This is a genomic window from Streptomyces sp. NPDC029138, assembly GCF_055564375.1.
This window is the reverse complement of sequence record NZ_JBVHWM010000031.1, coordinates 65084-80534: the sequence shown is the minus strand read 5'-3', so window position 1 is coordinate 80534 and position 15451 is coordinate 65084. Positions and strand designations below refer to the sequence as shown.

General features: G+C 74.1%; 11 protein-coding genes. 9 read left to right on the top strand and 2 right to left on the bottom strand.

Annotation, left to right across the window (positions count from 1 at the left end; all coding sequences use genetic code 11):
• Positions 1-48: 48 nt before the first annotated feature.
• A complete protein-coding gene (locus ACZ4WH_RS23730; protein WP_468183516.1) occupies positions 49-1341 on the bottom strand; it encodes an FAD-binding protein in 1293 nt (430 codons plus the stop codon).
• Positions 1342-1451: 110 nt separating this feature from the next.
• On the opposite strand from ACZ4WH_RS23730, the gene ACZ4WH_RS23725 reads away from it, so the two are divergent.
• The 7 genes from ACZ4WH_RS23725 to ACZ4WH_RS23695 all read left to right on the top strand — a co-directional run bounded on the left by ACZ4WH_RS23725 (position 1452) and on the right by ACZ4WH_RS23695 (position 10605).
• Positions 1452-2459, top strand: a complete 1008-nt coding sequence (locus tag ACZ4WH_RS23725; protein WP_468183513.1) for a hydroxyacid dehydrogenase — start codon at positions 1452-1454, stop codon at positions 2457-2459.
• Between the two features lie 159 nt (positions 2460-2618).
• Positions 2619-3980: a radical SAM protein gene (locus ACZ4WH_RS23720; RefSeq protein WP_468183510.1), complete on the top strand. Its 1362-nt coding sequence runs from the start codon at positions 2619-2621 to the stop codon at positions 3978-3980.
• Between the two features lie 301 nt (positions 3981-4281).
• A complete protein-coding gene (locus ACZ4WH_RS23715) occupies positions 4282-5775 on the top strand; it encodes a cellulose binding domain-containing protein (RefSeq protein WP_468183507.1) in 1494 nt (497 codons plus the stop codon).
• Between the two features lie 255 nt (positions 5776-6030).
• A complete protein-coding gene (gene rsgA / locus ACZ4WH_RS23710; protein WP_468183505.1) occupies positions 6031-7125 on the top strand; it encodes a ribosome small subunit-dependent GTPase A in 1095 nt (364 codons plus the stop codon).
• A gap of 79 nt (positions 7126-7204) precedes the next feature.
• Positions 7205-8602: a DNA-3-methyladenine glycosylase 2 family protein gene (locus ACZ4WH_RS23705; protein WP_468183502.1), complete on the top strand. Its 1398-nt coding sequence runs from the start codon at positions 7205-7207 to the stop codon at positions 8600-8602.
• Between the two features lie 62 nt (positions 8603-8664).
• The gene (locus ACZ4WH_RS23700; RefSeq protein ID WP_468183499.1) at positions 8665-9153 is read left to right on the top strand and encodes a methylated-DNA--[protein]-cysteine S-methyltransferase; all 489 of its coding nucleotides are present in this window, start codon (positions 8665-8667) and stop codon (positions 9151-9153) included.
• Positions 9154-9324: 171 nt separating this feature from the next.
• Positions 9325-10605, top strand: coding sequence for an SGNH/GDSL hydrolase family protein (locus ACZ4WH_RS23695; RefSeq protein WP_468183495.1), 1281 nt, complete (start codon positions 9325-9327; stop codon positions 10603-10605).
• A 120-nt stretch (positions 10606-10725) separates the two neighbouring features.
• Here ACZ4WH_RS23695 and ACZ4WH_RS23690 read toward each other — a convergent pair whose 3' ends face one another.
• Positions 10726-11715, bottom strand: coding sequence for a helix-turn-helix domain-containing protein (locus tag ACZ4WH_RS23690; RefSeq protein ID WP_468183492.1), 990 nt, complete (start codon positions 11713-11715; stop codon positions 10726-10728).
• Between the two features lie 296 nt (positions 11716-12011).
• Here ACZ4WH_RS23690 and ACZ4WH_RS23685 point away from each other — a divergent pair, with 296 nt between their 5' ends.
• The gene (locus ACZ4WH_RS23685) at positions 12012-13484 is read left to right on the top strand and encodes a protein phosphatase 2C domain-containing protein (RefSeq protein ID WP_468183489.1); all 1473 of its coding nucleotides are present in this window, start codon (positions 12012-12014) and stop codon (positions 13482-13484) included.
• Positions 13485-13553: 69 nt separating this feature from the next.
• Positions 13554-15296: a pyruvate dehydrogenase gene (locus ACZ4WH_RS23680; protein ID WP_468183486.1), complete on the top strand. Its 1743-nt coding sequence runs from the start codon at positions 13554-13556 to the stop codon at positions 15294-15296.
• Positions 15297-15451: the final 155 nt, after the last annotated feature.

Genomic DNA, 15451 nt, shown 5'->3' with positions numbered 1-15451 from the left:
ACAAGGGGTTAGGAAAGGGGCTGGAGGAAGTGCCCCGCGAGCGAGCCGTCAGTGGCCGAGGAGATCCCGGACGAAGGCGTTGGCGAACGTGCCCGAAGGATCGAGGACGCGGACCAGGGCCCGGAAGTCGGAGAACCGCGCATACCGCTCGCGGAGTACCGCCGAGGGGATCTGGAAGACCTTCCCCCAGTGCGGGCGCGGGTCGAACGGGTCCAGCACCTCCTCCAGCCGGCGCACCACTGGCAGCACCGCCGCCTCGTCCCGCACCCAGGTGAAGTGCAGCGCGACCGAGTCCCGTCCGTGGGCCGGGCTCAGCCACTGCGTGTCCGCGGCGACCGCACGCACCTCGCAGATCTGGAGCACCCCGGCGACCGTGTCCCGGATGCCGTCGATCGCGTGCAGCGCGTCCAGGGCCGCCGACCGGGGCAGCAGGTACTCCGACTGGATCTCCTCACCGCTGCTCGGCGTGAACTCGGCCCGGAAGTGCGGCAACCGCTCGTGCCACGGCCCCGGCACCCCCAGCTGCCCGGTGCAGTTCCCCGCGGGCATGCCCGGCACCGGGTGCAGCGGCTGTGTCGCGGGCGCCGCCCACGGGAAGTCGATCGCCGGCCGGTCCGTGCGCCGCTTGACCCACACCTGCCTGAAGCCCGGCCGCCGCCAGTCCGTGAAGAGGCTCACGCTGTACCCCGCAGCCGCGACCGTCTCGAAGTCCAGCCCGTCCAGGGGGAGTTCGGTGTATACCCGCTGCTCCACCTCGTACGCCGGCTCCAGGTCGAGGGTGAGCGCGGTGACGACGCCCAGCGCGCCGAGGGAGGTCACTACACCGTCGAACCGCGCGTCGTCCCGGCCGATCGTTCCGGCCTTACCGTCCGCCGCGATCATCTCCACCTCCCGGACCGCCGACGCCAGCGGGCCGTTGGCCACACCCGAGCCGTGCGTGCCCGTCGCCACGGAACCGGCCACCGAGATGTGCGGCAGGGACGCCATGTTGGGCAGGGCGAGACCGTGCGCGTGGACCGCGCGGGCCAGTTCGGCGTAGCGGACCCCGCCCGACACCCGGACCGTCCGCGCGGCCGGGTCGACGTCGATCGCCTGCGGCAGATCGGCGGTGGACACCAGGACGCCGTCCGGGCCCGGGTCGGCGATCCGGTTGAAGGAGTGCCCGCTGCCCAGCACCCGCACCGGCGTGTTCCCCGCCACCAGCGCCGCCAGCTCCTCCACCGTGCGCGGACGGTGGAACTCGCGCGCCTCGTACGTGACGGTGCGCGCCCAGTTGGTGACCACGCCAGTGCCGGTTCCCCCGGTCCCTGTGGTCCCCGTCGTTCCCGCGGTCTCAGCCATCCCTGCGTCCCCTCCCGGAGCGTTGTGTCTGCGTTGACCCTCTCATTCGGCGCCACCTACCGTAGAGACCGGTTTCTCTCTGTGCGTCACCGAGCCGGAAGGCCACTTCCTTGCCCGAGCGTCCCCAGGCACTGTTCGCCATGACGGCCCAGAACGTGCCGCTCGTCTTCCCGCCGGAACTGCTGGCCCGGCTGCGCGCACACGTAGAGATCGATCCCACTGTGGTGGCGCACGACTTCACCGAGGCCCGGGTGCGGGACGTCCTCGCCCGCACCGAGATCCTCATCACCGGCTGGGGCTGCCCCCGCCTGGACGCCGCCGTCCTGGACGCCGCCCCGAAGCTGCGCGCCGTGCTGCACGCGGCCGGCTCGGTCAAGGGGTTCACCACCCCCGAGGTGTGGCAGCGGGGCATCGCCGTCTCCTCGGCCGCCGCCGCCAACGCCGTGCCCGTCGCCGAGTACACCCTCGCCGTGATCCTGCTCGCCGGCAAGGACGTCTTCGCCCTCCGCGACCGGCTGCGCGACCGGCGCGCCTTTCCCTACGGCGACATCCTGCCCGGCATCGGCAACCACGGCCGCCGCGTCGGCATCGTCGGCGCCTCCCGGGTCGGCCGCCGCCTGCTCGAACTGCTCCGCCCCCACGACCTCGCGGTCACGCTCGCCGACCCGTACGTGGACGCGGCGGAGGCCGCCCGGCTCGGCGTCCCGCTGCTGCCGCTGGACGAGCTGCTGCGCACCTCCGACGTCGTCACGCTGCACGCGCCGCAGACCGCCGAGACCCGCCATCTGATCGGCGCCCGGGAACTGGCCCTGATGCCCGCCGGGTCGGTGCTCGTCAACACCGCGCGCGGCGCCCTGGTCGACCACGAGGCGCTGATCGCGGAACTGCGCGCCGGACGCCTCAGCGCCGTGCTGGACGTGACCGACCCCGAGCCGCTGCCCGCCGACTCCCCGCTGTACGACCTGCCGAACGCCTTCGTCACCCCGCACCTGGCCGGCTCACAGGGCAACGAGGTGGCCCGGCTCGGGCGAGTGGTGGTGGAGGAGGCCGAGCGACTGTCGGCGGGCGACGGTCTCCTGTACGCGGTCGACCTCGCGGAGCTGGGGCGGGCGGCCTGAGCGTGCCGGCGAGCCGGCGTGACGACACCTCGCCGATTTCACCGCCAAGGCGGTCATAGGGGGCATATCGGTAGGACCGCTCGGGGCCCCGGCAGGGGTGCGCCGGTGGCGGGGGCATACGGTGAGAGACGTACGCCTGAGCCGGGAGGAGACAGACGGATGGGCAGTCGTACCGCGCTGGTCGAGGATCTGATGGAGCGGTTCCCGCAGGTACCACGGGAGGCCGTCTTCAAGGAGGACCTGCTCCGGGGCGGTGTCGCCTTCGACAAATCCGCCCTGAGCGACAATGAGGACGGGGACGTCAAACCGAAGTCCTACTTCATCTTCTCCTTCGACCACGGCACCCTGCCCGAGCTGGGCGAGGCCGCGCTGCGCCGGCCCCCTGAGGAGATCATCCTGACGGGCGGCCCGTACGACCTGAGGCGTACGGTCGTCTCCGTACGGGTGAACCCCGCCTCGCCGTACCGGGTCGCCGCCGACGAGGACGGGCTGCTCGGGCTGTATCTCGACGGCAGGCGCATCGCCGACGTCGGGGTGCCGCCGATGCCCGAGTACTACCGGCACACCCTGTCCAACGGGAAGTCGGTGATGGAGGTCGCGCCCACCATCCAGTGGGGTTACCTGATCTATCTGACCGTCTTCCGGGTCTGCCAGTACTTCGGCGCCAAGGAGGAGTGCCAGTACTGCGACATCAACCACAACTGGCGCCAGCACAAGGCCGCCGGCCGGCCCTACACCGGCGTCAAGGACGTCGAGGAGGTCCTGGAGGCGCTGGAGATCATCGACCGGTACGACACCCAGAAGGCGTCGACGGCCTACACCCTCACCGGCGGCGCGATCACGTCGAAGGTCGCGGGCCGGGACGAGGCCGACTTCTACGGCCACTACGCCAAGGCCATCGAGGAGCGCTTCCCGGGCCGCTGGATCGGCAAGGTCGTCGCGCAGGCGCTGCCCAAGGCGGACGTGCAGCGGTTCAAGGACTACGGCGTGCGGATCTACCACCCCAACTTCGAGGTGTGGGACCGCCGGCTGTTCGAGCTGTACTGCCCCGGCAAGGAGCGCTACGTCGGCCGGGACGAGTGGCACCGCCGCATCCTGGACTCCGCCGAGGTGTTCGGCGCGCGCAACGTGATCCCGAACTTCGTGGCGGGCGTGGAGATGGCCGAGCCGTTCGGCTTCACCACCGTCGACGAGGCCATCGCCTCCACCACCGAGGGCCTGCGCTTCTTCATGTCGCACGGCATCACGCCCCGCTTCACCACCTGGTGCCCGGAGCCCACCACCCCGCTCGGCAAGGCCAACCCGCAGGGCGCGCCGCTGGAGTACCACATCCGGCTGCTCCAGGCCTACCGGCAGACCATGGACGACTTCGGCCTGTCCTCCCCGCCCGGCTACGGCCCGCCCGGCCCCGGCCGCGCGGTGTTCTCCGTCAGCTCCTTCATGGACAGCCTGCCCGCGGACGACACGTCGGCGGACGGGACGGAGGGGACGGAGGCGGGGGAGGCGCCGGCCCGGGTGTGAACCGGTGACGTCCGGGGGCGACCCGGAGAGGCCCGGGGGCGACCCGGTGGGGTCTGGATGTGGCCCGGTGAGGTCTGGATATGACCCGGTGAGTCGAACCGCGTCCGCGTCCGTACCAGAGGCCGGAGTTGCGGGCTGACCCCGGCACGCGCCTTCGCCGCCACTGTCGGTAGCCGTATGTGAACAGGCCGCTTGTCAGTTGTGGCGAGGGCGTGAAAGGCTCTGTGCCCTGCCGCGGGGTTCCCCGCAACTTCCCTTCCCCTTTTGGTGAGTTGCCCTCGCTCGTGGATGCAGGAGTCCCATGCCCGACCTGCCGACCCCCCAGGACGACACCGAGGCCGCGCTGTTCTCGGAGTCCTGGGACGCGGTGCTCTCCTACGCGGACCTGTGCACCTCCGGGTCCCTGACGGCCCACCAGCTGGCCACCGAGGCGTTCGCGCTCGGCATGCGCGAGGTCCGCGCCGCCGCGAGCACCCATGTGCGCGGCGCCGGCAGCCGCACCGCACGGCTGCCGACGATCCCGGCGCTGCTCACCGCCGTACGCACCACCGCCGCCGCCTGGGAGGCCGACGGGCAGGGGCACAAGCTCGACCCCGACCTGCGGCTGTGGCTCAACTTTGAGAGCGCCGCCCGGTTCTCCGGTCCGCCGCTCGGGCGCCCGGTCGCGCTGCGGGGGCTGCGGGACATGCAGGAGGCGGACGCCGCGCTGCTCTGGCTGGCCGAGGTGGAGGCGCTCCCGCTGCCCACCGTGGCCCGCCGGCTCGGCCTGGACCCGGTCACCGTCGCCGACGAACTCGACCAGGTCCGCACGCTCTTCCGGGACCGCTGCCACCGCGCCCACCTCGACTCCCCGCTGGACCCGCAGTGCCGCAGCTACGCCCGCCTGCTCGACGCGGTCACCCGTTCGCCCACCGCCGAGACCCCCGGCGACCTCTCCCGGCATCTCGCCACCTGTGTGCGCTGCGCCGAGGCCGCCGCCTGCCTGCGCCTGCACGGTGGCGGACTGCCCGGCGCGCTGGCCGGCGGAGTGATCGGCTGGGGCGGCCTCGCCTACCTGGAGCGGCGCCGCCGCGCCACCGAGGTCCGCCTCGGCGCGGGCCGCCCGGGCGGCGCCGAACCCGACGACCCCGAGGAGGGCACCGGCCGCAGCCGTGTGCTGCGCGGCGGACTGCTCGCCGCCGCGGTGCTGCTGTCGGCGCTGGCGCTCGGTGTGTCGATGATGCCGTTCGGCGGCTCCGGCGACGACACCGCCGCCGCCCAGGACGACCGGCAGCCGGTCGCCGACCCGGGCGTCTCCCGCACCGCGGCGCGCCCCACCGCCACGGACTCTCCGTCCGCCCCGGCCTCCCGGTCCGCCCCGCCCTCCGCGACCCGCACCGAGGGCGCGCCCACCCGGAAGAAACCCGACCCCGAACCCCAGGGCACCTCCTCCGCCACCCACCGCGCCGGCCCCCCGAGCGCCTCCGCCACCACCCGGTCGGCCGGCTGCCGGGTCGCCTACGACCTGGACAGCCAGTGGCCCGACGGCTTCCAGGCCACGGTCAGCGTCACCACCGACAAGGCCCTCACCGGCTGGCAGGTGTCCTGGACCTTCCGCGACGGCCAGCAGGTCGGCCAGATGTGGGACGCCACCGTCCACCAGAACGGCCCCCGCGTCACCGCCACCGCCGCCGACTACAACAGGACGGTCGCCGCGCACGGCACCCTGTCCTTCGGCTTCCTCGGCTCCTGGACGGACGCCAACCGGACGCCGTACCGCTTCACGCTCAACGGCTCGCCCTGCACGGTGAGCTGATCGCGGGCGGAGAGTGATTCCGGTCGCGCGGAAAATGCTTTGACGTACCGGCCGGGCCACGGGCTACAGTTGCCTGGCACGCCGAGGTGGTGTGCGGACGCGCGAGCGAGGACGAGGAGGTGTCGACCGATGGCTGTCACTGTGCTGGGCGCTGCCCTCATCCAGGAACTCATCAAGTCCACCTCCGTGGCCGCCGGCTGAACCGACCGCGCACCGAACGCGCCTGCCCGGGGCCACCCTTGTGAAGGGTCTCCCTTGACTTCCACCTCCGCTGCTTTCTCCGCACTGGCTTCCTACGGCTGGGACGAGTCCTGGGCCGAGGCGTTCGCCCCGTACGAGGCCGACGGGCTGCTGCCCGGCCGGGTCGTCCGGGTCGACCGCGGACAGTGCGACGTCGTCACCGCGGGCGGGACCGTCCGCGCCGACACCGAGTTCGTCGTGCCCCGCGATCCCATGAAGGTCGTGTGCACGGGGGACTGGGTCGCCGTCGACCCCGACGGCGATCCGCGGTACGTGCGCGCGTATCTGCCGCGCCGCACCGCCTTCGTCCGCTCCACCTCCTCCAAGCGGTCCGAGGGGCAGATCCTCGCCGCCAACGTCGACCACGCCGTCGTCGCCGTCTCCCTCGCCGTGGAGCTCGACCTCGGCCGCGTCGAACGCTTCCTCGCCCTCGCCTGGGAGTCCGGCGCCCAGCCCGTCGTCGTCCTCACCAAGGCCGACCTCGTGCCGGACCCGGTCACCCTGGCCCACCTCGTGCAGGACGTGGAGACCAGCGCGCCCGGCGTGCCCGTCCTCACCGTCAGCGCCCTGCACGGCGACGGCCTCGACGTCCTCGTCGCGCTCGTCGGCTCCGGCACGAGCGTACTGCTCGGCCAGTCCGGCGCGGGCAAGTCCACCCTCGCCAACGCGCTCGTCGGCGCGGACGTCATGGACGTGCGGGCGGCCCGGGACGTCGACGGCAAGGGGCGGCACACCACGACCACCCGCAACCTGCTCGCCCTGCCCTCCGGCGGGGTGCTCATCGACACGCCCGGGCTGCGGGGCGTCGGCCTCTTCGACGCCGAGACCGGCGTCGGGCAGGTGTTCACCGAGATCGAGGAACTGGCCGAACGGTGCCGGTTCCACGACTGCGCCCACGAGAGCGAGCCGGGCTGCGCGGTGCGGTCCGCCGTGGAGAGCGGGGAGCTTCCGGAGCGGCGGCTGGAGAGCTACCGGAAGCTGCTGCGGGAGAACCAGTGGATCGTGGCCAAGACGGACGCCAGGGTCCGTGCGGAGCTTCGCCGGGAGTGGAGGCGGAAGGGGGCCGAGGGAAGGGCGGCGATGGAGGCGAAGCGGGGGCGGTGGGCGTAGGAATCCTCCGGCCGAGCCCGTCAGCTCCACGTCCGATTTCCGCTGGCCCGGCACCCGTCCCCGCTCCACACTGGAACCCGTGAAGGACGAGGACAGCAGGTACGAGGCGGTGCGGAGTCGGGACGGGCGGTTCGACGGGGTGTTCTTCTTCGCCGTCGAGACCACCGGCATCTACTGCCGGCCCAGCTGCCCGGCCGTCACGCCGAAGCGGCGCAACGTGCGGTTCTTCGCGACGGCCGCCGCCGCGCAGGGCTCCGGTTTCCGGGCCTGCCGGCGGTGCCGTCCGGACGCCGTGCCGGGCTCGGCGGAGTGGAACGTCCGCGCGGACGTCGTCGGCCGGGCCATGCGCCTGATCGCCGACGGCGTCGTGGACCGCGAAGGCGTCGCCGGGCTCGCCGCGCGGCTCGGCTACAGCGCCCGGCAGGTCCAGCGGCAGCTCACCGCCGAGCTGGGCGCCGGGCCCGTCGCGCTCGCCCGGGCCCAGCGGGCCCACACCGCGCGCGTGCTGCTCCGGACCACCGACCTGCCGGTCACCGAGATCGCGTTCGCGTCCGGGTTCGCCAGCGTGCGGCAGTTCAACGACACCATCCGGGAGATCTACGCCGCGACCCCCACCGAGGTGCGGGCCGCCGCCCCCCGGAACCGGGCCGCCCGCCGGGCCGCACCCGGCGCCGGCATCCCGCTCCGGCTCGCCCACCGCGGCCCCTACCAGTCCGCCGCCGTCTTCGACCAGCTCGCGCGGGAGGCCGTACCGGGTGTCGAAGAGGTGACCGGCGCCCCCGGCGCCCGCACCTACCGGCGCACCCTGCGACTGCCGTACGGCACCGGCCTCGCCGCCGTCCAGGAACGCACCCACACCCCGCGGACCGGCAGCGGCACCCGTCCGGGCGGCTGGCTCGACGCCCGGCTGCACCTCACCGACCCCCGGGACCTCACCACCGCCGTACAACGGCTGCGCCGGCTGTTCGACCTGGACGCCGACCCGTACGCCGTCGACGAGCGGCTCGGCGCCGACCCCCGGCTCGCCCCGCTGGTCGCCGCCCGGCCCGGGCTGCGCTCGCCCGGCGCCGTCGACCCGCTGGAGCCCGCCGTACACGCCCTGGTCGGCATCGACGGTGCCCAGGAGCTGGTGCGCCGGTACGGCAAGGTGCTCGACGCGCCCCACGGCGGCCTGACCCACCTCTTCCCGGAGCCCGCCGTCCTCGCCGACGCCGAGCCCGGCGGCCCGCTCGGCGCGCTCGCCGCCGCCCTGGCCGACGGCACCGTACGGCTCGACCCGGGCGCCGACCGGCACGACGCCGATCAGGCCCTGCTCGCCCTGCCCGGCATGGACCCGGCCACCGTCGCCACCGTCCGCGTCCGCGCCCTCGGCGACCCCGACGTCGCCCCGCCCGGCGCCGACGTCCCCGACACCTGGCGGCCCTGGCGGTCGTACGCCGTCCAGCATCTGCGGGTGGCGGGGGAGCCGGTCCGGTGACCGCCCGCCTGAACACCGATGTCCGCCCGTCCCCTGACCCCCGAGCCGAGGAACCCGCTCCGATGACCACCGTCTACTGCACTCACCTGGACACCCCTGTCGGGCGGCTGCTGCTCACCGCCGACGCGGACGGCGCGCTCACCTCGCTGTCCGTGCCCGGACAGAAGGGCGGGCGGACCGTCCAGGACGGCTGGCGGCACGACCCCGGGCCGTTCCGCGCCGCCGCCGACCAGCTCGCCGCCTACTTCGCCGGGGAACTCAAGGAATTCCGGCTGCCGCTCCGCGCTGCCGGCACCGAGTTCCGGCAGCGGGTCTGGGCCGCGCTGGACGAGCTGCCGTACGGCGCCACCGCCACCTACGGCGAGATCGCCGCCCGGATCGGCGCGCCCCGCGCCGCCGTTCGCGCCGTCGGCGGGGCGATCGGCGCGAACCCCCTGCTGATCGTGCGCCCTTGCCACCGGGTGATCGGCGCGAACGGGGCGATGACCGGATACGCGGGAGGACTTGAACGCAAGGTCCGGCTGCTCACCCTGGAGGGCGTGCTCCCCTGACGCGCCGCCCGCCGCGCCTCTTCCCCGCGCCGCGCTTCGCCCCGGTGCCCGCGTTGCGCCGAGCGGGTGGACCGCCGTCGATGTTCCGGCGGCGCGGCCCGCCCGTGTGGCACGGTCGCCTCCGACGGGCCGGGGAAGCCCCCGACGGGCCCCGGGGAAGGGCGGGCACACATGGCCAGGGTCGTACGGGTCCTCGCGGTCCTCCTCCCGGCGCTGCTGCCGGGCCTGACGGCACCGGCCGTCGCCGAACCCGCCCCGCTGTCCTGGACCGGCAGCTGGGAGACCGCGCCCTCCGGTACCGCCGACGCGCTGCCCGGCGCCGCCGTCCGCAACGTCGTCCACCTCAGCGTCGGCGGCACCGCCGTGCGCGTCCGGCTCAGCAACCGGCTCGGCACCACACCCCTGCGGCTCGGCGCGGTCACCGTCGCGCTGAGCCGGGCGGCCGGCCCCGAGGCCGTACCCGGCACGCTGCGCACCGCCACCTTCCGCAGCGCCACGGAGGTGACCGTCCCGGCCGGCGCGGACGCGGTCACCGATGCGGTGCCGCTGCGCGTACCGGCCGGCGCCGACCTGCTCGTCACCGTGTACACGCCGGAGAACTCCGGGCCCGCCACCTATCACCGCACCGCCCTCCAGACCAGCTACGTGTCCCCGGCCGGCGCCGGCCGGGCCGCCGACGAGGACGGCACCGCGTACACGGCGACCACCAGCCGCTGGTACTACGTCACCGGCGTCGACGTCCGCGGGCCCGCCGACGGCAGTGTCGTCGCGTTCGGGGACTCGCTCACCGACGGCAACGGCTCCACCCCCGACACCAACCGCCGCTGGCCCGACCGGCTCGCCCAGCGGCTGCGCGACCAGCGGCTCGGCGTCCTCAACGCGGGCATCGCCGGCAACCGCCTGCTGCGCGACGGCACCGGACCGAGCGCCCTCGCCCGCCTGGACGCGGACGCGCTGGACCGGGCCGGGGTGCGGGTCCTGGTCGTCTTCGAGGGCATCAACGACATCAAGGGGTCCCCGGAGGCGAGCGACGCCGCCGCCTTCGCGGACGCGTACCGCACCGTGGTGGCCCGCGCCCACGCCCGCGGGGTCCGGGTCGTCGGCGTCACCCTCACCCCGTACGGCGGCCATCCCGCCTGGACCGCCGCCCGGGAGGCGGTACGGCAGCGGGTGAACGCCTTCATCCGGGACGGCGGCGCCTTCGACGCGGTCGCCGACGCGGACGCGACCGTCCGGGACCCGGACGACCCCGGCCGCATCCTGCCCGCCTACGACCCCGGCGACCACCTGCACTTCAACGACGCGGGCATGGCCGCCGTGGCCGACACGGTCCACCGCGTGCTGACCCGGGGACCGCTCGGGTCCGCCCCGACCGGCCGGGCGCACGCCACCGTCCCGGTCACCCGCACACCACCGCGCCCAGCCACGCGCCCGCGATCACCAGCCAGGTGAACGGCCGGCCGGCAAAGCTCCCGCACTCCCGTCCGGCCGGCCTGCCGGGCCGGGGGAGAAACCGCGGGCCGATCAGGGCGTCTGCGGCGGCACCGGTGGGATTCGGCCGGCGGCGGGTGGTCAGCTGGGGTTTTCCCGGGTCACCCAGCCGCGTTCCCGGGCGTGCCAGCCCAGTTGGAGTCGGGTCGTCACCCCGGCCAGTTCCATCAGGCGTCGTACCCGGCGCTGCACGGTCCGCAGGCCAAGGTCCAGCTGTTTGGCCACGCTCGCGTCGGTCAGCCCCGCCAGCAGCAGCGACAGCACCTCCAGGTCGGTGGCGTCCGGGCCGTCCGGCCGGTCCTCGGTCACCCCGGCGGCGCCGAGCCGCAGTGGCAGCGCCTCCCGCCACACCGACTCGAACAGCCCGGCGAGCAGCTCCAGCAGCCCGCTGGCGTGCACCACCAGCGCGGCGGGCTCCGCCGTCCTCGACGTCAGCGGCACCATCGCCAGCGACCGGTCGGCCACGACCAGCTTCGTCGGCACCCGGTCCACCACCCGGACCCGCTCGTCGCGGCCCAGCGCCGCCGTCAGCTCGGTCAGCCCGTGCGGCAGGTCCAGCACCGCCCGCTCCACCACCACCCGGTACCGCACCCCGCGCCCGGCCGCCTGCTCCTCCGCGTCGTTCTCCATGCCGGACACGACCACCGGGTTGCCGGTCACCAGCGCGCACACCTCCTCGGCCGCCCCCAGCTGGAGCTGGAGGAACCGCTGGGCGACCGCCGAAGCGCCGGTCACCACCTCCACCAGGTCGTGCACCGCCGGTTCGGCCGCCGCCGCCCGGTACTCCTCAGCGAGCAGCGCCGCCGCCAGCTCCGCCCTCTCCAGCTCGTGCCGCTGCTGGGTGAGCAGCGCGCCCAGCGCCACCCCGGGCGGAGCCGCCACCCAGCGGCCCGGCCGCGCCGAGGACTGGGCCGCGAGACCCTGCCGCTCCAGCCGGCGCAGCGTCCGCTCGGTGTCGTGCTCGGCCAGCGTCAGGCGCCGCGCCAGATCGGTCACGTCGGCCGCGCCCACGGACACCAGCGCCCGGTACGCCGCCTCGTGCGTCTCGTCCAGCCCTATCGCTGCCAGCATCGCCCCGCGTCCCTCCCCTGCGCACACACCAACGGAAGCGGAGCGGCGTGGCGGAAACCGGCCACGGCGCAAACCCGCCATCAGACATCATCGCCGTACCGGTGGTGACTCTGCCAAGGTGGGGTCGGACGTCGCCGGGCGGTCCTCCCGTGGGGGGTGGGGCCGCCCGGTGGCCACCAACCTTTTCTCGTACGGCAGTTCACCCGCTCACTCGACACGCCCGTCGACGGGGGCGATGCGGCGGATTTTCCCGATGCCCCGTTTTCCCACCGCCCGTGCGGTGGACAATCAGGGGCATGAGCCAGCAGGGGGGAAGCCCCGCCCGTCACGACGACGACTGGTGGGGGCAGCTGTACGACGACTCCACCGAGGACACGGGTCCCACGGCAGCGCCCGATTCCCTGGACGACCGCTTCGCCTCGGCGCGGAACGCGGTGGGGGGACGGCCGACGGACACGGTGGAGCCCGGACCGGCGGATCGGGCCGCGCCGGGTGATGCCGGACCGGTTGAGGCCCCATCGGTTGATGCGGCATCGATGGATCCGGCACCGGCTGATCCGGCACCGGCTGATGAGAGATCGGCTGATCCGGGACCGGGTGATCCGGCACCCCCGGAACCGCCACCCGCGAAAGCGCCGGTGCCGACCCAGCGGACCGCACCGCCGCCACCGGCAGACCCCGTCCTCCCCACCGACCTGGCCCTCCCCGCCGAGTTCGCTCCGCCCACCGAGAGCACTCCACCACCCGAGAGCACTCCGCCCGCCCCGCCCCCCTCCATCGACTCCATCGACTCCATCGACTACGTCGGCTCCGGTCCCCCCACCTACGACCCCGAGCCCACCGCGCTGCCGCTCGCCGAGCCGGACGGGCTCGGGGAACTGGTCGCGGACACCGTGCTGGACGGCGCCCGGTACGGCGCCTGCACGCTGCGGGCCGTGTCGCTGCGCGGGGACTCGGCCCGGTACCGGGGCGAGCCGCGCCGGGACTCGCTGCTCACCGCGCGGTTCGGCACGGGCGAGCAGGCGCTGGTCCTGGTGGCGATGGCCACCGGTGCCCGTTCCGCGCCGGGCGCCCACCTGGCGGCGGCCGAGGTGTGCCGGTGGATCGGGCGGGCCGTGGGCCGCAGCCACCAGCGGCTGGTGGAGGACATCCGCGCGGCCCGGCGCGGCGACCTGAAGTCGGGTCTGCACCGGCTGACCGACCGCAGTCTCGGCAGGCTCCGCGCGAGCGCCGCCGAACAGGGCCTGGACCCCGAGGAGTACACGGCGAGCCTGCGCTGTCTGCTGCTGCCCGCCGACCCGGACTGCCGTACCCGCGTGTTCTTCGGCGTCGGTGACGGCGGGCTGTTCCGGCTGCGGGACGGCGTCTGGCAGGACATCGAGCCGCAGGTGGCGCCCGAGGGCGGCACCGGTGCCCCCGTCGTCGGCGTCGGCTCGCCGCCGGAGCGGACGCCCGAGGGCGACCGGCTGACGATGGACCTCGGCCTCCCGGCCCCGCCGAGCCCGTTCGAGCCCGCGGAGCCCGCCCCGGAGCCGCCCCGCGAGCCGTTCCGGTTCCGGGCCTCGGTAGCCCGCCCGGGTGACGCGCTCGTGATGTGCACGGCGGGCCTCGCCGACCCGCTGCGCGACGAGCCCGCCCTCTGCGCCTACCTGGCCCGCCGCTGGTCCGGCCGCACCCCGCCGGGTCTCGCCGCCTTCCTCGCCGACGCCCAGGTGCGGGTGAAGGGCTACGCCGACGACCGTACGGCGGCGGCCGTGTGGGAGGCGTAACCACCGCCCCTGTGGATTGATGGAACGGGAGGGCCGTATCCCGGGACAGCGAAGGGGCTGACGCGCGCCATGGCCAAACAGAACGTCGCCGAGCAGTTCGTCGACATCCTCGTCCGCGCCGGAGTGCGGCGCCTGTACGGCGTCGTCGGCGACAGCCTCAACCCGGTCGTGGACGCCGTCCGCCGCAACGCCGCCATCGACTGGATCCACGTACGCCACGAGGAGTCCGCCGCCTTCGCGGCCGGCGCCGAGGCCCAGATCACCGGGAAGCTGGCCGCCTGCGCCGGCTCCTGCGGCCCGGGCAACCTGCACCTGATCAACGGCCTGTACGACGCCCACCGCTCGATGGCCCCGGTCCTCGCCCTCGCCTCGCACATCCCGTCGAGCGAGATCGGCCTCGGCTACTTCCAGGAGACCCACCCGGAACGGCTGTTCCAGGAGTGCAGCCACTACTGCGAGCTGATCTCCAGCCGGAAGCAGATGCCCCGGCTGTTGCAGACCGCCATCCAGCACGCGGTCGGCCGGAGCGGGGTGAGCGTGGTGGCCCTGCCCGGTGACATCGCCGCCGAACCGGCCCCGGAGAAGGCCGCGCAGAGCGCGCTCGTCACCTCCCGGCCCACCGTGCGGCCCGGTGACGCCGAGATCGACGCGCTCGCGGAGATGATCGACGCGGCCGGCAGGGTCACCCTGTTCTGCGGCAGCGGCACGGCCGGCGCCCACGCCGACGTGATGGAGTTCGCCGGGAAGATCAAGTCGCCGGTCGGGCACGCGCTGCGCGGCAAGGAGTTCATCCAGTACGACAACCCGTACGACGTCGGCATGAGCGGACTGCTCGGCTACGGCGCCGCCTACGAGGCCACTCACGAGTGCGATCTGCTGATCCTGCTCGGCACCGACTTCCCGTACCACGCGTTCCTGCCGGACGACGTGCGGATCGCGCAGGTCGACGTACGGCCCGAGGTGCTCGGCCGCCGCTCCCGGCTCGACCTCGCCGTGTGGGGCGACGTCCGCGAGACGCTGCGCTGCCTGATCCCGCGCGTGAAGGAGAAGACGGACCGGCGCTTCCTCGACCGGATGCTGAAGAAGCACGCCGACGCGCTGGAGGGCGTGGTCAAGGCGTACACCCGGAAGGTCGACAAGCACATCCCGATCCACCCCGAGTACGTGGCCGCCGTACTCGACGAAGTCGCCGACGAGGACGCCGTGTTCACGGTCGACACCGGGATGTGCAACGTCTGGGCCGCCCGGTACGTCTCGCCCAACGGCCGCCGCCGGATCATCGGTTCCTTCTCGCACGGGTCGATGGCGAACGCGCTGCCGATGGCGATCGGCGCCCAGTTCACCGACCGGCGCCGGCAGGTGGTCGCCATGGCCGGGGACGGCGGATTCTCCATGCTGATGGGCGACTTCCTGACGCTCGTGCAGTACGACCTGCCGGTCAAGGTGGTGTTGTTCAACAACTCCTCGCTCGGCATGGTCGAGCTGGAGATGCTGGTCGCCGGACTGCCCTCGTACGGCACCACCAACACCAACCCCGACTTCGCCGCCGTCGCCCGGGCCTGCGGCGCGCACGGGGTGCGGGTGGAGAAGCCCAAGCAGCTCGCCGGGGCGCTCAAGGACGCCTTCAAGCACAAGGGTCCGGCCCTGGTGGACATCGTCACCGACCCCAACGCCCTGTCCATCCCGCCGAAGATCAGCGCCGAGATGGTCACCGGGTTCGCGCTGTCCGCCTCCAAGATCGTGCTGGACGGCGGGGTCGGCCGGATGCTCCAGATGGCCCGGTCCAACCTGCGCAACGTACCGCGGCCTTGAGGACATGATTTCGGCCAGTTTCACGTGGCGTGACGATATGACGGCAGCCGGTGCCGGAGGCGGCCGGACCGGTGTCCCGGGGCGTCCGTGGCGGCCGGAAGCATCCGGTGACCGCGAGGCCCGGCCGCGGCGGAGTCCGGTGGCCGGACCTCGCG